General features: G+C 48.8%; 21 protein-coding genes. 6 read left to right on the forward strand and 15 right to left on the reverse strand.

Features of this window, described 5'->3' with window-relative positions:
* Window position 1: 1 nt before the first annotated feature.
* From RF007C_RS03235 to RF007C_RS03250, 4 genes are all read right to left on the reverse strand, one after another.
* Window positions 2–409, reverse strand: a complete 408-nt coding sequence (locus RF007C_RS03235) for a YlbF family regulator (RefSeq protein WP_019679061.1) — start codon at window positions 407–409, stop codon at window positions 2–4.
* A 61-nt stretch (window positions 410–470) separates the two neighbouring features.
* Complete coding sequence (locus RF007C_RS03240) at window positions 471–1,253, reverse strand: hypothetical protein (protein WP_037297205.1); 783 nt, start codon at window positions 1,251–1,253, stop codon at window positions 471–473.
* A 4-nt stretch (window positions 1,254–1,257) separates the two neighbouring features.
* Window positions 1,258–2,631 (reverse strand): tRNA (N6-isopentenyl adenosine(37)-C2)-methylthiotransferase MiaB, encoded by a 1,374-nt coding sequence (miaB, locus tag RF007C_RS03245; protein ID WP_037297207.1) that lies wholly within the window; start codon window positions 2,629–2,631, stop codon window positions 1,258–1,260.
* A 140-nt stretch (window positions 2,632–2,771) separates the two neighbouring features.
* A complete protein-coding gene (locus RF007C_RS03250; protein WP_037297209.1) occupies window positions 2,772–3,146 on the reverse strand; it encodes a dockerin type I repeat-containing protein in 375 nt (124 codons plus the stop codon).
* Window positions 3,147–3,439: 293 nt separating this feature from the next.
* Here RF007C_RS03250 and RF007C_RS03255 point away from each other — a divergent pair, with 293 nt between their 5' ends.
* Entirely contained in the window at window positions 3,440–4,036 is a 597-nt protein-coding gene (locus RF007C_RS03255; RefSeq protein WP_152537136.1) for a hypothetical protein, read from the forward strand.
* 109 nt (window positions 4,037–4,145) lie between these two features.
* Here the strand turns inward: RF007C_RS03255 and RF007C_RS03260 are convergent, their stop codons facing one another.
* Window positions 4,146–4,751: a dockerin type I domain-containing protein gene (locus RF007C_RS03260; RefSeq protein ID WP_037297215.1), complete on the reverse strand. Its 606-nt coding sequence runs from the start codon at window positions 4,749–4,751 to the stop codon at window positions 4,146–4,148.
* Window positions 4,752–4,966: 215 nt separating this feature from the next.
* Here RF007C_RS03260 and RF007C_RS03265 point away from each other — a divergent pair, with 215 nt between their 5' ends.
* From RF007C_RS03265 to RF007C_RS03285, 5 genes are all read left to right on the forward strand, one after another.
* Window positions 4,967–5,815, forward strand: coding sequence for a ComEC/Rec2 family competence protein (locus RF007C_RS03265; protein WP_051456495.1), 849 nt, complete (start codon window positions 4,967–4,969; stop codon window positions 5,813–5,815).
* A gap of 161 nt (window positions 5,816–5,976) precedes the next feature.
* Window positions 5,977–7,254 carry an adenylosuccinate synthase gene (locus RF007C_RS03270; protein WP_037297218.1) on the forward strand — a complete coding sequence of 426 codons (1,278 nt, stop codon included), beginning with the start codon at window positions 5,977–5,979 and terminating at the stop codon, window positions 7,252–7,254.
* A 62-nt stretch (window positions 7,255–7,316) separates the two neighbouring features.
* On the forward strand, window positions 7,317–8,528 hold the full coding sequence (locus tag RF007C_RS03275; RefSeq protein WP_037297221.1) for a dockerin type I domain-containing protein: 1,212 nt from the start codon (window positions 7,317–7,319) through the stop codon (window positions 8,526–8,528).
* Between the two features lie 26 nt (window positions 8,529–8,554).
* Entirely contained in the window at window positions 8,555–9,730 is a 1,176-nt protein-coding gene (locus RF007C_RS03280; RefSeq protein ID WP_037297224.1) for a transglutaminase domain-containing protein, read from the forward strand.
* A 14-nt stretch (window positions 9,731–9,744) separates the two neighbouring features.
* A complete protein-coding gene (locus RF007C_RS03285) occupies window positions 9,745–10,932 on the forward strand; it encodes a hypothetical protein (protein ID WP_037297225.1) in 1,188 nt (395 codons plus the stop codon).
* Window positions 10,933–11,017: 85 nt separating this feature from the next.
* Here RF007C_RS03285 and spoVM read toward each other — a convergent pair whose 3' ends face one another.
* The 10 genes from spoVM to def all read right to left on the reverse strand — a co-directional run bounded on the left by spoVM (window position 11,018) and on the right by def (window position 20,354).
* Entirely contained in the window at window positions 11,018–11,092 is a 75-nt protein-coding gene (gene spoVM, locus RF007C_RS18280; protein ID WP_430344439.1) for a stage V sporulation protein SpoVM, read from the reverse strand.
* Window positions 11,093–11,155: 63 nt separating this feature from the next.
* Complete coding sequence (locus RF007C_RS03290) at window positions 11,156–11,809, reverse strand: thiamine diphosphokinase (RefSeq protein WP_019679052.1); 654 nt, start codon at window positions 11,807–11,809, stop codon at window positions 11,156–11,158.
* Window positions 11,806–12,711: a ribosome small subunit-dependent GTPase A gene (rsgA, locus tag RF007C_RS03295; protein ID WP_242836263.1), complete on the reverse strand. Its 906-nt coding sequence runs from the start codon at window positions 12,709–12,711 to the stop codon at window positions 11,806–11,808. Before rsgA ends, RF007C_RS03290 begins: the two co-directional genes overlap by 4 nt.
* Window positions 12,677–15,082, reverse strand: a complete 2,406-nt coding sequence (pknB, locus tag RF007C_RS03300) for a Stk1 family PASTA domain-containing Ser/Thr kinase (RefSeq protein WP_051456496.1) — start codon at window positions 15,080–15,082, stop codon at window positions 12,677–12,679. Before pknB ends, rsgA begins: the two co-directional genes overlap by 35 nt.
* A 16-nt stretch (window positions 15,083–15,098) precedes the next feature.
* Window positions 15,099–15,824, reverse strand: coding sequence for a Stp1/IreP family PP2C-type Ser/Thr phosphatase (locus tag RF007C_RS03305; protein ID WP_037297228.1), 726 nt, complete (start codon window positions 15,822–15,824; stop codon window positions 15,099–15,101).
* Window positions 15,821–16,879, reverse strand: coding sequence for a 23S rRNA (adenine(2503)-C(2))-methyltransferase RlmN (rlmN, locus tag RF007C_RS03310; protein ID WP_037297231.1), 1,059 nt, complete (start codon window positions 16,877–16,879; stop codon window positions 15,821–15,823). The genes RF007C_RS03305 and rlmN overlap by 4 nt, the downstream gene beginning before the upstream one ends.
* A gap of 9 nt (window positions 16,880–16,888) precedes the next feature.
* On the reverse strand, window positions 16,889–18,181 hold the full coding sequence (rsmB, locus tag RF007C_RS03315; RefSeq protein WP_037297234.1) for a 16S rRNA (cytosine(967)-C(5))-methyltransferase RsmB: 1,293 nt from the start codon (window positions 18,179–18,181) through the stop codon (window positions 16,889–16,891).
* Window positions 18,181–18,945 (reverse strand): zinc metallopeptidase, encoded by a 765-nt coding sequence (locus RF007C_RS03320; protein ID WP_019679046.1) that lies wholly within the window; start codon window positions 18,943–18,945, stop codon window positions 18,181–18,183. The genes rsmB and RF007C_RS03320 overlap by 1 nt, the downstream gene beginning before the upstream one ends.
* A 12-nt stretch (window positions 18,946–18,957) precedes the next feature.
* Window positions 18,958–19,887 carry a methionyl-tRNA formyltransferase gene (gene fmt / locus RF007C_RS03325; protein WP_037297237.1) on the reverse strand — a complete coding sequence of 310 codons (930 nt, stop codon included), beginning with the start codon at window positions 19,885–19,887 and terminating at the stop codon, window positions 18,958–18,960.
* Window positions 19,887–20,354: a peptide deformylase gene (def, locus tag RF007C_RS03330; protein ID WP_037297239.1), complete on the reverse strand. Its 468-nt coding sequence runs from the start codon at window positions 20,352–20,354 to the stop codon at window positions 19,887–19,889. Before def ends, fmt begins: the two co-directional genes overlap by 1 nt.

Raw genomic sequence — 20,354 nt, forward strand, 5'->3', positions numbered from 1 at the left:
ATCAGTGACAGCCCGCACATGAAGCGCAGCTGCCCGAGCAGCCTGCCTCGGGTATCTGACAGGTGTCGGGATCCTCACCGTTGGCGCACATACTTATTATCTGCTGCATATTTGATACCAGCTTCTCCAGAGCCTGCTGAGCTCCCGAGAATACCATCATGCGTGGATTGTCCATTATCTTCTTGTAAACGGACTTCAGCTCGGTATCGAGCTCCTTGATCTTGTCGGAATCGGGATCCTCCGCGCTCATGGCAGTACCGAGATTGACGCGGAGATCCTCAAAGCGAGCAATATCCTCCTGAAGCTCCTTATCATCGTCGTTAGCCTTCTTTGCCAGCATATATGCTGTATATCTGTCGTCCTGCTGAAGAGCCTTTCCCAGCTCTCTTGTCATTTCCATAATATCCATTTTCTTTTCTCCTTAGGTTTATTGTGCATTTATCCAGTCTGCCGTCATGCAGCTTTGGTCATCAGCCCATATAATCAAGATAAAGGCCGTCTTTTTCCTCCATTTCGTCAGGCCCTGTCACAAAATACGATACGATGCCGCCGTTGAGACTGCTCCTGTAGGATGTGACATAAGGGTATATAGTTCTTATGCCCTTTGCCTTGCAGATATCATCATAGCTCTCATCCTGTCCGATATTGTACTCATAGGTGTCCTGAGCCTTTGTGACAGCGCCGTTTACCATTTTAAAGTACTCGAAGCAGCCTGCACCCATATGTGCCCACTGCATAACAAAGTCGCCTGTATTCTCGTCATAGCAGAAGGTGGTATGTCCTCCGCCTATAAGTCCCAGATCCTTTATCTCCCCCTCGCTGTCGATGGTGAAAACATTCACGGCAAAATCAGCCTCGCAGGTTCCGCGCTTGAAGATAAGCTCGGGTATACCGTCGGCATCAAGGTCGCGGAAAGCATACTCTATACTTGCCGTACCGTCATTCGCCGCGGCGACCTTTTCAAATTCTGCCTTGATGAATCCCTGATATATAGCGGGATACATATCCATTATACCGCCTGCCGACACATTTCCGTCGTGAGTTGTGACAGGAGGCTCGGTAGTCTCAACAGTAGTCGCTTCGGTAGCGGAAGCCTCGGTAGTGGCCTCAGCGGTAGTTGTTTCTGCTTCTGTATTCTGTGCTGCCGCAGTTGTTTCTTCCTGTGATGTCTTGGGTGATGAATCGCCGTTCTTCGGACCGCAGCCTGCCAGCAGCATTGCTGTAAGGCACGATAATGCAATGATCTTTTTCATAATATTATCCTTTCTTTAGCTTTCCTGTTACTGCCCAGTTCATTGATCCTGTTATCTCAACATCAACGAACTGTCCGATAAGAGAGCTGTCGCCCTCAAATTCGACTATAATAAACTCGCTGCTCTTTCCTGTCAGCCAGCCCTGACGCTTCTTTGAAACATCGTCCGCCAGCACTCTCATTGTCCTGCCCACAAAGCGCTTATAGTGTTCTGTGGATACCTCTCTCTGTACCTCAAGAAGCTCTCTCATGCGTCTGCCCTTTTCCTCGTCGGAAATGCTGTCGGCCATGACAGCCGCAGGAGTGCCCGAGCGTTTTGAATATATAAAGGAGTAGATATTGTCATACCTTACCTCCCTTATCAGGTCGAGTGTCCTGCCGAAGTCCTCGCCGCTCTCGTCGGGGAAGCCCACTATAAGATCTGTGGTAAGCGAAAAATCGGGATCCCTGCTGTATATATCCCTTACTATCGAAAGATATTTTTCAATATCATAGTGTCTGTTCATTCTGCGGAGAACATCACTGCTGCCGCTCTGTACAGGAAGATGCAGGTGCTTTGCAACTTTTCCGCACTCAAATATGGCGTCTATAAGCTCCTTTGAAGCGTCCTTCGGGTGCGAGGACATAAAGCGTATCCAGAAATCGCCCTCTATGGCATCCAGCTCCCTCAGCAGCTGCGGGAAGCTAATGCAGCCCTCAAGGTCCCTGCCGTAGGAATTGACATTCTGTCCCAGGAGCATTATCTCCTTGTAGCCGCTGTGTACCAGCCTGCTGACCTCGCTGATTATATCCTCCGGCCGCCTGCTCCTTTCGCGTCCTCTGACGTGAGGAACTATGCAGTAGGTACAAAAGTTGTTGCAGCCGAACATTATGGGCACAGACGCCTTGAAGCTGCTCTCTCTCACCTGCTCCGCCGCCTCGGAAAAATCGTCATATTCGCTTATATCCGCCGAGAATTTTGCTCCTTGCAGAGCCTTCAGCAGCAGCTCCGGCAGAGCACTTATGGCTGAGGTGCCGAGAACTATATCCACCTGCGGATAGGAGCGTTTGATCTTCTCCGCTATATGGCTCTGTGCGGTCATACAGCCTGCAATGCCGATGATGAGCGAGGGCTTCAGCTCCTTGAACTTCTTCATACTTCCAACTATTCCGAATACCCTGTCCTCAGCGCTCTCGCGGACTGCGCAGGTGTTGAGTATTATCAGGTCTGCCTCATGCTCGTCCTCGGTAAAGGAATAGCCCATCTTCATAAGCAGTCCCTTGATCTTTTCACCGTCGGAAACGTTCAGCTGGCAGCCGAAGCTCCTGACGTAAGCCTTTCTCTGCTTATCGCCGAGCAGGCCGATTATTTCATTTATAGCTGCGGTATTGTCTCTCAATTCGCAGTACCTCGCCTTCCCGTAAAATCCTGTAATAAATAATTATACCATATAATACATTATAATGCAAGCACGGATTTGAAGCAGGCTATACAAAAAACTCTCCGTATATGCGCAGCAAAACGGAGAGTCGGTTTTAATTACTTGTTTGAGATGTACTCCAGGATCTTTCTGTAATCCACAATATCGACCTTGTTGTCTTTGTTTACATCAGCACGGATAAAAGCGTCCTTTGAGAGCGCCTTCTTGCCCTGGATATGTTTCAGAACTGCGTCTGTATCATCTGTAGTGATATAATTATCGTTCAGTACGTTGCCTCTTCTGAAGCCTGCAGCCTTGCCGTTGATATGGTCAAGAACTTTCTGTCTGTCATCTGTGTCTATTCTGCCGTTGCCGTTGATGTCGCACTTCATGACCTTCACATAATACTCTTTTGCAGAAGCTGTCATAGCTGATGCTGCGCCTGCTGTCATAACAGAAGCCATAAGAAGTGCTGCGATTTTGTTGAATCTCATTTTGAAATTCTTCCTTCATATTTACTGCTCGCTAAATATAAAAATGTATTGTGTAAAATATTCAGCTGTATTATATTAACACCTTTTTCTTGATCTGTCAATAGATAATCACAATTATTCTACCCGCCTTTTATCGAGAAGCTTCGGAGCTTTTTTCGGTATGAGCTCCCCACAAAAATTTTTTCAAAAAAATGAAACCTTTTCGTAAGCTGCCGTGTATTATTAATGTAAACGCCCTTAAAAGAGCAGTTATGAAAGCGCTGAAGAGATCAGAATACGAAAGGGAAACGGATATGAAAAAATCAAAAAAAATCATTCTTATAATCGCTGTCTTTCTTGCAGTATGGGCAGTCCTCATAGCTTTTGAGTTTGCTTTCAGATCGGTATATCAAAGCAGCTCGGATAAAAAAGCTGCAATCGCAAATGCCCAAAAGGCAGTGAGCGATACAATTAATTACATTAACACGCTGTCTCCCGATGATGTGCGTGACAGCAGACAGAATGAATGGCTCACCATGATGAAGGAAGCAACTTTTCAGGACTGCATCTGCGAATATGATGTAATGAAAAGGAATCCCAGACGGCTCGATGCCAATCTCTGGATGCATTACAAAAAAGCAGACGGCGACGATCTTTACTTCTGCATAATGTACCGTTCCTATGCAGATAATCCCGACCTGAAAAAAATGATCGGCAGGGATTACAGCATATATTTTGATAACTACTACGGCAGCCAAGCCCCCGAATTCGCTCCCTATGACGTTATCGAGGGAAAGCAGGCCGACCTGTTCGATGAATACGCCGAAGGTGCATACCTCTCGAATTACAAGTTTTCAAGCAGTCAGCATGATCCTATGTGCAAGTACTGCATCTTAATAAAATCAGAATAACGTTACATTACCCGTACCTTCATAATAAAAGAGCCCTTCCATACAGGAAAGGGCTCTTGTCCGTATATGCTCTGTCACAGATTAGCCCTGGATGGATACGGTCTGTATTTTAATACTTCAGACCGAATATGCTGACTGTGATATACTCCTCCATGGCATAATAATCCGTCTTGTCCACGATACCATCGGCATTGAGGTCGTATTTGTCATAGGAACCGAAGATTATAACGGGTAATTTCACGCTCCACGAGGGACTCTCCTCGGGAAATGCCTTCTCTCTGAGGAGATTGAGATCCTTATCATTGACAACGCCGTCAAAGTTGAGATCTCCTGTTCTTACGTAGCTCTGTCTGCGGAGAATGCCTGCCTTCTTTTCTGGCAGCTTCGGGATGATATCTCCCGGCATCAGTGCAAGGTCTTTTTTGTTTACCCTGCCGTCCCAGTTGGTATCGAGCGAGCCGTATCTGTTGCTGTTTTCCTTAATCTTTATCACGCCGTTCAGATAATCCCTGAGGATAGCGGTATCCTTTGTATCGATCTTTCCGTCTCCGTTGGCATCACCCTTTAAAGGCATATCCCTGTAGGAGGGATAAATAACTATGCCGGGCTTATCCTGTTCGCCGTGTATGCCCAGTGCATATGCTGTGACAGCCGGTGCAGCGCAGGCTAAAAGTACGGTTGCTGTGAATCCTGAAAATATCTTTGTAAGTTTCATGTAGTAGATCCTCCTGTATATTTTTGCAGTCTGAATTGTTATTTTTTTGTCAGCCGCTTGCTTTTATTATAATTATTTTTCCTGTATTTGTCAATATTTAAATTCATAGCCCCGCTGCAATAAAATTCAAGGTTATTTTAAGCTTGATGATACATAATATATCATGTAAAAGTGAACTTTCACACTATCACCTCCGGAAAGGAGTATGTTCAGTTATGTCAGTAATCAAAAAAATCACAGCTACCATTTCAGCCTGCACCATTGCAGCCTGCTCACTGTTCTCATGCAGCAGCAGAGTACCAAAGGACGCTAAGGAGCTGAAGGTGACCTTCTTCGATGTAGGCAAGGCCGACTCTATAGTTCTCCAGTCAGACACGGGAACAGTCGTTATCGACTGCGGAGAAAAGGGCGACGGCAAAAAGATCACGGGACTGCTGGAGGAAAGCGGCAGGACCACCATAGATTATCTTATAATAACCCACTTTGACAAGGACCATGTGGGCGGCGCCGCCAAGGTGCTCAACAGCTTTGAGGTAAAAAATGTACTTACCCCGGATTACGAAGGCACTGTTGACGAATACGATAAATTCTGCAAGGTGCTTGAGGAAAAAAACGTTCCGCGCACAAGGCTCACCGACAATATTTCCTTCACTCTGGACGATGTGAAATTCACGGTATATGCTCCGAAAAAGACATCATACGGTGAAAACGACGAAAACGACTTTTCGCTGGTGACAAAGGCAGTACACTACAACAATACCCTGCTTTTCACAGGCGACGCCATGGAGCAGCGCCTCGACGAGATAATGGACATCGGCAAGTGTACCCTCCTGAAAGTGCCGTATCACGGCAGAAAGCTCGATAATCTCGGTGTGTTCCTCAGTAAAGTCAAGCCCGAATACGCTGTGGTATGCACCTCTTCATCCGAGTTTTCAGGCAAAATGCAGGATCTGCTCAAAGCTATGAAGATAAATACTTACGCTACCTGTTACAACGGAGATATTACTGCCGTCAGCAACGGTGCTTCCATAGAATTCACAGTTGAAAAAGGCTCCGCATCATGAGCCTGCGGCAGCCCCGGCGGCTGCCGTTTTTTCGCAGACATTTCTTTTTGTCCGAACTGTTGCATTTCTCTCAGAAATGTGATATAATAAATTGTAAGTGTGCTTTTTGGCAGTTCAAGGCACTGCCTGCACAAATAATATTTATGAAAAGAGGAAAACAAATGCCTGCAAATATTGTAGTCGGAACTCAGTGGGGAGACGAAGGAAAGGGCAAGATCATCGATATCCTTGCTTCCCGTGCAGATGTTGTAGTCCGTTCACAGGGCGGCAACAACGCAGGACACACTGTAGTAAATAACGGCGAGGTCTATAAGCTCCATCTTGTGCCCTCGGGTATCCTTTACCCCAACGCACTCAATCTCATCGGTGCGGGTGTGGTTCTCGATCCCAAGGACTTCATCAGCGAGCTTGATAATCTTGAGTCAAGAGGTATAAAGACAGTAGGCCACCTCAAAGTCGATCCCCGCGCTCAGATCGTTATGCCCTGGCATATCGCTCTCGACGGTCTCTCGGAGGCTTTCCGCGGCGGCAAGGACATCGGCACTACCAAGAGAGGTATCGGCCCCACTTACATGGACAAGTACGAGCGCTGCGGAATCCGTATGTACGACCTTGTTCACCCTGAGGTGCTGGCCGAGAAGATACAGTCCACAGGCAAGCTCAAGAATGAGATAATCACCAAGGTTTACGGCGGAGAAGCTTTCGATCTCGACGCTGTTACCAGAGAATACACAGAATACGGCAAGCGCCTCCTCCCCTATATGGACGACGTTTCCGTACTCACATTCGAGGCTCATAAGGCAGGCAAGACCATAATGTTCGAGGGCGCTCAGGCTACCCTCCTGGACATCGACTTCGGTACATACCCCTACGTTACTTCCTCACATCCGCTTTCGGCAGGCGTCTGCGTAGGTACAGGAGTAGGCCCCAAGGTCATTACAAACATCATCGGCGTTGCAAAGGCTTATACCACCCGTGTGGGCAAGGGACCTTTCCCCACAGAGCTTGACGACGCTACAGGCGACCAGATCAGAAACGTAGGCGGCGAATTCGGTACTACTACAGGCAGACCGAGAAGAACAGGCTGGTTCGACGCCGTTATCGTCCGCCACTCTGTAAGAGTAAACGGTCTTGACAGTCTTGCTATCAACAAGCTGGATACTCTCGCAAATATAGATACCCTCAAAATGTGCGTGGCTTACAAGAAGCCCGACGGCAGCGTTATCAAGGAGTTCCCTCCCACGCTGGAGGAGCTGGAAGGCTGCCAGCCCATATACGAGGAGTTCCCCGGCTTCTCCGAGGACATCTCAAAGTGCAGCAGCTTCGACGAGCTGCCTGCTAACTGCAAGAGCTATATAGCTCGTCTGGAAGAGCTGGTAGGCTGCCATGTAAGCATGGTAGGTATCGGCCCCGACAGATCTCAGATACTTGAAAGATAATATTTCTCGTTCAGCCGCTTCGGCGGCTGTTCTTATAACAGGATATGGGGGTGAGATAATTTATGAAGACTTTCGCAAAGATCGTGGCTGCTGCTCTTACAGCTTGTCTTGCTGTATGTTCAGCATCACCCGTTAACGCAGCAGATACTGATACATTTTACGACATCCTTATACCAATTGAAGATACACCATTTGCTCTTTCATTCAATTCCGATGAGGAAATGTTCAAATATATCCGCTCTCAGCTTATACTCAGAAATGAAAACATCAAGGCTGTGATGTCGAATACCTCAAGCAGCGACCTGAAAAAATATTCCGACACCGCAGATGAAGAGATCTTCAAAGACACAGGCGATCCCACCGAAGGCGTATACCTGAGGCAATGCCTTGTTCACGAAGTAACTGCCGTTTCCAATACCGAAAACGGCGTTATGATACACCTGACCACACAGTATCTAACCACTGTCGATCAGGAACAGGAGCTCAATGAAGCCATTTTCAGGCTGAAACATACTCACGAGTTCATCGCTGCCAGCAGCCTTGACGCCTACGGCAGGATAAAGTGGGCTTACGACAAGGTCGTGTCCGAAATGAAGCTCTCACAGAAGCCCGGCCATAACAGCTTCGGATCCGCATACAGTGCCATGATCCGCGGTGAAGCCAACGAGCACGGTCAGACGCACCTGCTCATACGCCTTCTGAGCGAGTTGGGCATACACTGCGATATGCGCACTTCAAACGAAAAGTCCATCTCAGACGATGAAGCCGACTGTCATTATCTCGTTATCGCGGAGATTAACGGCAAGTCCTACTTCCTCGATCCGGTATGGGAATACAGCCTCGGCGGAAGCGGCAGCCGCTTCTTCCTTAAAGGCTACAAGGATCTTGACAGCGAAAACGAAGGGCTGAAGGAATATACCCATATCCACCTGCACCAATATTTCGGTCTTCCCGACGATATGGTATTCGCTACGCTGAATATCTCTCCCACAGCCTATGATCCATCACAGGAGCCCGTCTTCACCTGCGGCGATGTAGACGGCGACGGCAGCATAAACTCAGTGGACGCATCTCTTGTCCTTTCGGAATATGCCCGCCGTTCTTCACAGACTCCCATAAAGACCTTCTCCTCAGAGCAGGAGGAAGCCGCAGATATTGACGGAAATAGTCTCATCGATTCTGTAGACGCTTCTGCTATACTCTCATACTACTCTTATCTTTCGACTCTCAAAGACGGCGAGACCGCCAAGGATATACAGGAATTCAGAAGATAAGTCCGCTTCCGGAAGGAGGTACTCTCGTGAAAACAAAAGCAAGAATACTGGCTGCTCTGTCAGCCCTCACTTTATTCCAGTGCTGTACACAGCTTTTTACCGTTTCGGCAGCTGTTCCCTCCGTGACCGCAGAGGTCTTTCAGGAAAATGTCAGCGCTGATGAGCAGGAAGCTGCCGCTGTGATTAAAGAGGCAATAATGAACCGCACCGAAAACTTCTCGGTAGTAACTCCTAAAAACGGCTTCAATAAGGAAGAAATAGGAGGACACCTTATATATCTCGCCTGTGAGGAAACAGGAAAGGGCAACGAGGGCGATTACCTCCGCTATTCCATAAAGTCCTATTTATGCGGGATACGCACAACAGAATCTGAATACATGATAAACTTTACCATAGAATACGGCACCACCGCCGAGGAAGAGGCTGCACTAACCGAAAAGATCAGTGAGATAAACGATTATCTTGCTCTTGACACCCTCACTGATTACGAAAAGATCCGTACCATATACAAGTATGCAGTCTCAAATATCAAGTATTCCGAAAACATAAAGGATCCCTATGCCTATACAGCCTACAGCGCCGTGTTCAACGGCCACGCGGTATGCCAGGGAATAACTCAGCTCCTATACCGCCTTTATAACGACGCAGGTATATCCTGCCGCATAATCGCAGGTCTGTCTAGAGATCTGAACATAGAAGCCAACAACGGCAACCATGTCTGGCTCATAGTAAAGCTGGACGACAAATATTATCTGCTGGATCCCACCTGGGATACCAGGCTCGGCGGACAGTACTTCCGCTACTTTATGAAGGGCACGGGCGATTTCGATTCATCCTTCCCTTCAACCTCACATATCGCCTACAATGACAACGGTCTGGCATTTCCCGATTACAATTCTCAGGAATTTATTGACAGATACCCCATATCCCTGTCTGCTTACAGCGAGCCTGTTTACAGCCTGGGAGATATTGACGGCGATAACCGTGTAACTTCTCTGGACGCTTCTGTTATACTGGCGGAATACGCCCGTATCTCAAGCCATAAGTTTTCTTCATTCAGCGCATCACAGTCAAAATACGCCGATGTGAACCGCGATAATATCATCGATTCCGTCGACGCGTCGATAGTACTTTCCTACTATGCGGCTGTTTCCACAAACAGCTACAATTCGACATTGGCTTCTTATATATCAACTCATTGAGCGAGGTGTTAATTATGTATGACGAAAATAATCCTATGGGCGGAATGCCCGAGGAAATAAACTATATCCCCGACGCACAGAAAAAAACAGGCCCCACAGGAGTTTCTGCTCCCGTACTTGACGATTTTGAGTATGTTGCTCCGTCCTCGAAAAAGGACGGTCCCACAGGAGTCTCGGCTCCCGTGCTGGACGATATGTCCTCTTACAGCAGCACTGAAAAGAAGGGCGCTCCTACCGGAGTATCCGCACCTGTGCTGGACGATAATGTGCCGTACAGCTCTGACAACGGAAGAAAAAACGGTCCTACAGGCGTGACCGCTCCCGTGCTGGACGATAATGTTCCTTATACCAAGGAAAAACTCATACTCTCCGATGAGGACATCATCAGCGGCCTTACTCCCGAGCTCAAGGAGCGCTTTGACGCTCTCCCTGCTGAAAAACAGCAGCAGATTATCGACATGAGAAGAACTCAGCTGGGCGCTGTTGCTCCTCCCGTGCAGGTAACTGCTCCCGTTCTCGATGAGGATAATTATACTCCTCCTCCGAAGAAGGAAGAGCCAAAGCAGCCCGAAGCTCCCATTTCGGCTCCCATACTTGACGATGAGCCCGAGCTCCCCAAGTATCAGTCAAAATACGTGGACGAGGACCTGGAAAGAGTTAAGGCAGAGGCTGCCAAGAAGGCCGTATCCTCACAGCTCGTATCCGATCAGAAGGACTCAAAGGCAAGCCTTCAGATGATGCTCCAGCTGAAGGAGGAGGCAAGACAGGCAAGTGCCGCAAAGGGCTTCAAGATCACTATCATTATCGGCCTGCTTGGAGTCATAGCTGCTGTTACATTCTTCCTGCTCTATTCCGGACAGCTGGGTCTGGGCTACAAGAACGGCCTTGAGGGCTTCAGCAACGTTATCAGCAATTCGGCTATATATATCGCGGGTGCTGTGGGACTTTTCTCACTGCTTCTCCTTACGGGAATAGGCGCCTGCAAATCGCTGGCTACCATAACGCTCCTTTTCTTCGGTATAATACAGATATTCCCGGGACTCGTAATGATACCCCAGCACAAGGGAAGTCTTGCACTTGTGGGAATACTCTATGCAGTTGCTATCGGCTGCACTATCGTATCCTTCTTCCTCCTCTGCGGAAGCGAACACGTCGGCAACTTCTTCAACAGGAACAAGGACATCAATTCCAGACATTCTTGATCGTTTTCTACCTCGTGAACTGGACGTAAAAATTCTATAATAACACAGAAAAGCCCCTGTGCTCTGTAGCACAGGGGCTGTATTTTTATTCTTCTTCCTTTTTGATGCCGAATATGACACGGAGTATCCCCGATATGAACTTCGGGCTCTTTATCACCACTATCTTCAATATATATCCCTCCCTTGCTGATATACTATATTATATTCAGCAGGGGCGTTTTTGTTACTTTTTCTTCATAGGGGTGAGTATTACAAGTGCAAGACCGTCCTTTATGCGGAGCTCCGCACTTTCTCCCGTGATCTCATTGCTTACGCCTATGGGGAAGGACTGTACCATGCGGTAATCCTCAAGAGGATACTTTACTCCGCGGAGATACTCTATGCCAATACTCTCCGTCAGTGCGAACACCGAGAGATACATACCGCCTGAAACGGGCTTTCTGTAGCTTACTCCGCCCTCGTCGGCCTCCTGTATGAGCAGCCTGCTCTCGCCCCATATCTCAAGGCTGGCACCCTGCTGAAGAGCATATATCATAGTCTGGATATTGGCAATGCTGTGATCGAAGCGATCTCCGCCGAGAGCTCCGTACAGGTCGATATTGTTATATCCCATCTCTATAGCCTTCTTTACAGCCATAAGAGTATCCGTATCGTCCTTCTCTGGAACGCTGCGGAGTACTTCTACTCCTCTGGGAAGGTCACCGCCGAAGGAATCAAAATCCCCTACTATCAGGTCGGGAAGTATGCCCAGCTTTACTGCGTGTCTGTAACCGCAGTCGGCACAGATAAAATAATTGTATTTCTGCCAGAAGGCAGAGTCCATATACTTATCGAGGTACGGCATATCGCCGCCTGCAAATATAGCGCATCTGTTCATTTCAGCTCCCACTCCTTCAGTTGTTTAGCTTCTTCATACATGATCTTATAGCTTTCATGGCGGCTGGCGGAGATCTCGCCGCGTGCCACCGCATCTACTACTGCGCAGCCCTTCTCGCAGAGGTGTGCGCAGTCTCTGAAACGACATTCGTCCTTGAAGGGAGCAAACTCACGGAAGCAGTCCGCCAGCTCCTCCTTGCGGATAATATCGTATCTGTTGGTATCAAATGTGGAAAAACCCGGGGTATCTGCTATGTAACCGCCCTCGCTGAGCTTATACAGCTCCGCATGACGGGTGGTATGTCTTCCTCTGCCGAGCTTGCGGCTTATCTCGCCCGTAGCAATATTCAGGGTGGGATCAACCGCATTTAGGAGAGTGGACTTGCCTGCTCCCGAGTTGCCCGTAAAGGCACTTATCCTGCCTTTGAGCAGCTGTCTTACCTCTTCCACGGAGGCTTCGTCCTCATACCTTACCTCCACCACATCAATGCCTATGCCGCCGTATATCTCATGCACGGGGCGGCTGTCGCCGAGGTCCGTTTTGGTTATGACCATTACGGGGGTAATGCCCTTGTACTCCGCTATGGCAATGAACTTGTCAAGTATAAGGTAATTGGGCGCCGGTTCGCAGGTGGATACTATAAATATGAGCTGGTCAAGATTTGCAAGGGGAGGTCTTATAATACAGTTCTTTCTGGGAGCGATCTCCGTGATGACACCGTTCTCGACGTCAACGCGGTCGCCCACGCAGGGACTTATACCTCTGTTGCGGAATACTCCTCTTGCCTTACACTCGTATATACCGTCAGGGGACTCTACTGTGTAGAGCCCCCCTAAGCATTTTATTATGATTCCGCTGCCGGCTTTATTACTGTCCATTCCAGTGCCAATGATTACTCTCATCCCAGTAACCGTTTATGCCTGGTTCATACATTACCCAGCCGCCGTTTACCCATGTTCCGAGGATACCATCAGCGTCTGTGTAGTAGTACCATACACCGTCACGGCTGAATCCGTTAACGCCTTCCTGATGGTCATTCTGCTCCTGCTGCTGCGGGGGATCAGTATGCTGCTGAGGAGGATCTGTGGGAGCCTCGGTCTCGGGCTGCGGGAAGCCGCCTACTGAATCGAATGCGCCGCGGATATCCTCAGAATCCGTAGTATACTTACCTGTTGCGAAGTTGAAGGTATATGTTCCGAGAAGTGCCTGCTTTCCTGTATTTACATTTGAAAGGAATGCTCTTGCGGAAATGTTCTGTCCCGAACCCTCAATGTTGAGTGAAGCGGATGACATATAAGGACAGAGGATATTACCTGATGAATAAGCCTTTGTCTTGCCCTTTTCATCTGTAAGGATAAAGTCGATGCTGAAACGTCCGTCTGCATCGGAAGGAAGCGGCAGACTTACTTCTACCTTACCGTCGGGGATAGTACCGTCGCTGACGTAAAGTATGATCTTTGAACCTGCTTCAACCTTGGTGCCCTTCTTAGGCTCCTGATCGAATACGATGCCTTCCTTCTCATAAGAAGGAGCCTGTATAGTCTCAACCTCAAGCTTTCTGTAGCCTGCTCTCATTACAGCGTCGTCGATAGTGCTCTTGATGAAGTCCTCTATCTCGACCTGCTCTGCATTTGCACCCATACTTACGTAAAGGATAACTGTTGAGCCCTTGTGTACCTCCGTACCCTCTTCAGGCTCTGACTTGATAACGTAGTTCGGATCTATCTTTGCGTGAGACTGTCTCTTTACCGTACATTCAAGACCTCGCTCTGTCAGCTGAGCCTTTGCCAGCTCAACGTTCATCTCGGCAACACGTGGAACCTCAACGGTCTCCATGCCCTTACTGAGGACTACCTTACAGGTATCGCCCTTGCTGAATACTTCATCGGGCTCGATACTCTGCTTGATGATAGTATTCTCGTCGGCCTCGTTGTACTCAGTGCCTTCGATCTCGAACTTGATATTTCCGCCGTATGCAGAAACTGCCTGGTTGTAATCCATACCGTAAAGGTCGGGCATAGTCTTTGCGTTCTTGCCGAGACCGCCCTTGAGCAGTCCGCTGAGCATAGTAACTACAAATATTACCGCAACAACGATAACGACTACGACTACTGCCGTAAGAACAGGAACTACCAGCGATGAACGCTCTTCTTCCTCATCATCGTCGTCGTCCTCATCATCGTAATAATCATCACCGTAATTATCGGTATATGCGTCGTTGTATCTCTGTGATACAGTTCCCGAGGAGCTTCCGCCCATAGCCATTGCAGCTGCTCCGGCACCTGCACCTGCGCCTACTGCCGCAGCAGCCTTTGCTGCCTTGGAAGCGTAAGCGTTTGCGACCTCCTGACGGCTCTCAGACTGAACGTCATTGCCTGATGCGGTATCAAGTATCTCATCAGAACCGTCGTCGGACTCCTCGGCGTAGTAACCGAAGGATATATGGGGATCAGCCTTGAAGGCTTCGATATCGCTGATCATCTCGGCTGTGGTCTGGTATCTGTCATCGGGATCCTTTTCCATAGCTCTGAGAACGATCTCCTCAAGTCCGTCGGGGATATCGGGATTGATAGCTCTCGGACGCTCGGGGATATCGTGCATATGCATTACTGCGATAGCAACGGGGTTATCGCTGTCGAAGGGCTTTCTGCCTGTGAGCATCTCGTACATCATAGCTCCCACGGAGTAGATGTCGCTCTTTGCGTCGGTAACGTTGCCGCTTGCCTGCTCGGGGCTGATATAGTGAACGCTTCCGATGGCCTGATCAGTAGCTGTCTTGCCTTCCTCACGAGCAAACTTTGCGATGCCGAAGTCCATGACCTTGATAGTGCCGTCCGTGAACATCATGATGTTCTGGGGCTTGATATCGCGGTGGACGATGCCCTTATCGTGTGCGTGCTGGAGTGCGCGGAGTATCTGTATCACAAAGTGGACTGTGTCCTTCCATGTGAGCACCTTCTCCTCTTCGATATACTCTTTAAGAGTGATACCGTCGATATACTCCATTACGATGTACTGTATCTTCTCGGAAAAACCAACGTCGTATATCTTTACGATATTGGGATGTGAGAGAACAGCTATTGCCTTTGACTCATTTCTGAATCTGCGCAGGAACTCTTCATTCTCTGCAAACTCTTTCTTCAGTATCTTAATGGCAACCGTTTTGTTGTCTATAACATCGACGCCCTTGTACACCTCAGCCATGCCGCCGACGCCGATAAGCTCTGTTATCTCATATCTTCCGTCGAGCTTTTTGCCAATATTCTTATCCATTTCCTTTCCTCCTGCGTTAGTCAGAAATTACCGCAACGGTAACATTGTCGCGGCCGCCCTTTCGGAGCGCTAATTTAATAAGTTCGTCTGCAACATCATCAAAATCGGAATTTAATATGACGCTGTATATTTCATCGTCGCCGCAGTATCCCGAAAGGCCGTCGGAACACAGCAGCAGACTGATTTTGTCCTCGTAATCCAGCATAAAGGTGTCTGTGAGCACTGTTTTTTCAACGCCCACCGCACGTACCAGCATATGCTTCTGAGGGTGTACCTCCATTTCCTCTTCGGTGATCTTGCCCTGTTCGTAGAGCACCGAAGCTACGTTGTGGTCGGTAGTTATCCTGACCAGCCCCGTGTCGGTTATCAGATAGGCTCTGCTGTCGCCGACGTTGGCAATGAAGGCTGTTTTTTTCGTGACGAAGGCAGCTACACAGGTGGTACCCATGCCGAAATTTGTAAAATCAAATCTCGCCCGCGTATATATTACGGAGTTTGCTGCCGAGATCGAGGAGATAAGGAGCTTGCGGATATCTTCATCGCTCAGGCTTTCCTTGTAGTCAGCCGAAAAGCGCTGGAAGAATTCTTCGATCGCGAGTGCACTGGCTTCCTTGCCTGCACGTTCACCGCCCATACCGTCGCAGACGACGGCAAGAACATTATGGCCGAAATATTCGCATCTCACGGCGTCCTGGTTTTCCTCGCGCCTGAGACCTATATCCGTGCCGCAGCGAAATCTCAAGTATCCGCACCCCCATTCTTTCTGTTCTGTTCGGCCGCGTCGCGTCTCAGCTGACCGCAGGCCGCTTCAATATCGCTGCCGAGAGTTCTTCTCACGGTAGCATTTATCCCCCGTCTGCCAAGCTGTTTCGCAAATTCTGCGACGCCCGAGCGGACTGTGTGATAATTTCTTTCCCTGACCTTATTGACGGGGATAAGGTTCACATGGCAGTTCATACCGCGCAGCAGCGCCGCAAGCTTATCAGCGTCCGCAGCGGATGAATTGACGCTGTCAATAACGGCGTACTCAAAGGTTATGCGCCGTCCCGTCTTATCTATATAGTACCGGCAGGCTTCCATAAGACTGCTGATATCATATTTTCTGTTCACAGGCATTATCTTGCTCCTGCCATCGTTGTCCGCACAGTGGAGGGACACAGACAGCGTGAGCTGGAGCTTTCTGTCAGCCAGCTCGTATATCCTGGGCACTATGCCGCAGGTGGAGAGAGAAACGTGACGAAGACTCATATCATTGCCGTCCTTATGGGACAGCAGTGCAAGGAACTTCATAACGTTATCAAAGTTATCGAGAGGCTCGCCAATACCCATAAGCACCACTCCCGATACCCGTCTGCCCGAATCACGTTCAGCCTCGTAGATCTGCATGAGGATCTCCGAGGCGGCAAGATCTCTGACGTAGCCTGCTATCGTGGAAGCACAGAAGTTACAGCCCATTTTGCAGCCCACCTGAGTGGAAACGCAGATGCTGTACCCGTAATTGTACTCCATGAGGACAGTCTCGACAAAATTGCCGTCAGAAAGCCTATAAAGATATTTTACCGTATTATCTATAGCAGATTCAAGCTTTTTCTGTATAAATAGTCCATTTATACAAAATTTTTCTTTTAAAGCACTGCGTAATTGGATAGATATATCAGTCATTTTGTCGAAATCAAAGACTCTTTTTACATGAAGCCACTGGAATATCTGCTTTGCGCGGAATTTCTTCTCACCCAGAGCAATAAGAGCTTCTGTCAGTTCGTCAAGATCAAGACTGAGAATATCGACTTTTTCCAATTTATCACCTTACTTTTTCCTGAATTTTGCTATAAAGAAGCCGCTTCCGAATTTCGGCGGCATAAGTAAAGCCATTGTGCCGAAGCTTTCCCCGAGCATTTCGGGAAGCTCCACGGCCTCCACCTCGGGATGATCACGGAGAAGTCTTTCGCAGACCTCCTCGTTCTCTGCCCTGCGCACCGTACAGGTAGAGTATACCAGAGTGCCTCCGGCTTCGAGGTAGTTCAGCGCATTGCACACTATTTTATATTGTATATCGGGGAGCCCTGCAAAGTCGGAGATATTCTTGTACTTTATCTCGGGCTTGCTGCCGATGACTCCCAGTCCAGAGCACGGGACATCACAGAGTATCTTAGTGAACTTCGGCAGGTCGGGATTGAACTTTGTTGCGTCCCCCGCTGCTGCCTTGATATTTTTGAGGTGAAGTCTCTCGGCGCCTCTGCGGATAAGCTCTGCCCGCTTTTCGTGAAGGTCGAATGCGTATATCTCGCCTTTTCCCTTCATAAGCTCGGCCATGGTGAAGGTCTTGCCTCCGGGAGCTGCGCATATATCAAGGACTCTGTCCTGCTCCGTGGGAGCAAGCGCTTCACAGCAAAGCTGTGAAGCAAGGCCCTGAACATGGAAAAATCCCTTTCTGAACGCCTCTGTTGCGGTGACATCTCCGCTTTCCGCGGCATAGCAGCAGTCAGTAAGTCTTTCCGCCTTTATATCGCCCAGTGCGGCAACAAATTCTTCCTCTGTACATATAGTCGTATTGCGCCTGAGATATGTTACACTTTTTTCAAGGGAAGCAGCAAGAAATTTTTCAGCAGCCTCGCTGCCGTAGTTCTTTGCAAGCTCCGCTGCCATTTCCTCGGGAACCGAATACTTTACCGACAGGGCTTTCAGGCTGTCCTTTGGCAGTATAAGAGCCTTTCCGCCGCGGATAAAGTTTCTCAGCACCGCGTTGACCATGCCAGAAGCGCTGGTCTTGCGGAATTTCTTTGCAAGGGCCACGCTCTCGTTTACCGCCGCATTGTCGGGGACGCTGTCCATATAGCTTATCTGATAAACTCCGCAGCGCAGTATATTCAGCACTATGCTGTCAAGTTTTGCTATGGGACGTGAGCTGAGACCGCCGATGATGTGGTCAAGGGTTATCCTGCGCTCTATGACACCGTAGTATATGGCAGAGCACAGCTTCTTTCCCCTGTCGTCAAGGCCTGAATTCTTCAGACCGCTGTCAAGCTGTATATTTGAATAGCTGCAGCTCCCGAATGTCTTATCCAAGAGCTTCACAGCAAGGTATCTGGGATCCGTCATTATCTTCTTCTGACAGACATAAGGAGTCTGAGAAGCTGGAGCAGTGATACCACAAGGCTTGTAACGTATGTGAGAGCTGCTGCCTTCAGCACCTTCTTTGCCTGGGGGATCTCGTTCATTTCCAGTATGCCGTCCCTCTCAAGAGTCCTGAGAGCTCTGTTGCTCGCATTGAACTCACAGGGAAGTGTTACCAGCTGGAATACCACTACTGCGAAGAACATAGCAATGGATACATAGATAAGTGATGTTCCGATAGTAAGGCTGCTGAGTGCAACGCCTATGATAAGTACCAGATACCAGAGGTGTGAACACAGATTGGTAACGGGTACAAGCTTGCTTCTCCAGATTATGGGAGCGTAGTTCTCGGCGTGCTGACAGGCATGACCACACTCATGGGCTGCAACGCCTATGGCTGCTACGGAGCTTTTTCCGTATACCGAGTCGGAAAGTCTTACGATATTGGTCCTGGGATCGAAATGATCGGTGAGGTTTCCCTTGATGTGCTCGATCTGTATATGGTGCAGACCGTTGGAGTCAAGTATCATTCTTGCCACCTGATCCGCAGTAAGACCTCTTGAATTGCCTACGCGGCTGTACTTCTTGAAGGTAGAGGAAACGTTGATCTGTGCTATGATAGGAAGTATCATCATCGCCAGGAATATAAGGATATACAGACCGTAATTTCCGCCGCCTGCACGGGTGCCGCCGTAGCCGTAATAGTAACCGTATCTTATAAGAAGTGTTGTTAATCCAGAAATAAACATATTTTTTCCTCCTTATCCGAGGAGCTCGCCCTCAGCAAGCTTCTTGCCTCTGAGGAAGTCCTCAGTATTCATGCGCTTTTTTCCCTCGGGCTGCACCTGACGGAATATGACTGCTCTGCCGTCGCCGCATTTTACAGCAAAACGCTTTGTATCAACAACAGCTCCGTTCTCTGCGCTGTCAAAGCTGCCCTCAGCAAGCTCCGAAGCAAATACCTTCAGGCGCTTGCCCTCAAGCAGAGTGAAGCCTGTGACTCCGCGTATGGTATTATGCACCTCGGCAGCTGTCTTATTGAAATCCAGTGCGCTCATCTCCTTGCGTATCATAGGAGAATAGCAGCTGAGACTGTCGTCCTGCACCTCGGGTGTAAGAGTGCCCTTTTCCAGTGCGTCTATAGTCTCGGCAAGCACCTCTCCGCCCATAGCCGAGAGTCTTGCATAAAGCTCTTCATAGGTCTCGTTTTTACCTATCTCTGTGGCTTTTTTTATGAGTATATCGCCTGTGTCAAGTCCCTCGCCCATCTGCATGGAGGTAACGCCCGTCTCCTTTTCGCCGTTGAGGAGCACCCAGTTTATGGGAGCTGCTCCCCTGTATCTCGGCAGGAGCGAAGCGTGGATATTTATACATCCGTATTTCGGCAGCTCCAGTATCTCCTTCGGAAGTATCTGTCCGTAAGCAGTTACCACTATAAGATCGGGAGCTGTCTCCCAGAGTATCCTCATGGACTCCTCTGCGTCCTCACCCTTTCTCAGCGAAAGAGGCTGATAAACGGGAATACCGTATTCCTCAGCCGCAGCCTTAACAGGTGTGGGTATGAGCTTATAGCCTCTTCCCTTAGGCTTATCGGGCTGTGTGAACACTGCCGCCACCTCGTGGCTGCTCTCTGCAAGAGTACGCAGACAGGGTACGGCAAAATCGGGAGTTCCCATAAAAACTATTTTCATTATTTGCTCTCCTCGGGTACGAAGAATTCTTCAACTATCTCGGTAAATACGTGTCCGTCAAGGTGGTCGTTCTCATGACAGGTACACTGTGCGCCCAGCTCTGTGAAATCGCGCTCGAACCAGTTGCCGTTGCGGTCCTGAGCTTTAAGGTGACAGCTCATGGGTCTTGTAACATAGCCCCATACATTGGGACAGGAGAGGCAGCCCTCCTGAACGCGCTGCTTTCCTTCTTTGTTTGTTACCTCGGGGTTTATAGCCTCGACGATGTCGTTCTCGCCAAGGTGCATTATGAATAATCTGCGGCATATGCCCACCTGAGGAGCAGCAAGTCCCACTCCGTCCACCTTATTGAGAGTCTCGTGCATATCGTCGAGCAGCTGTGCAAGCTTCTCGTCAAACTTATCCACAGGCTTGCATACCTTGTGGAGTATCTCATCCTTATCGGTTAAAATTCTTCTAAGTGCCAT

Source organism: Ruminococcus flavefaciens 007c, from assembly GCF_000571935.1.
Classification (GTDB): Bacteria; Bacillota; Clostridia; order Oscillospirales; family Ruminococcaceae; genus Ruminococcus; species Ruminococcus flavefaciens_F.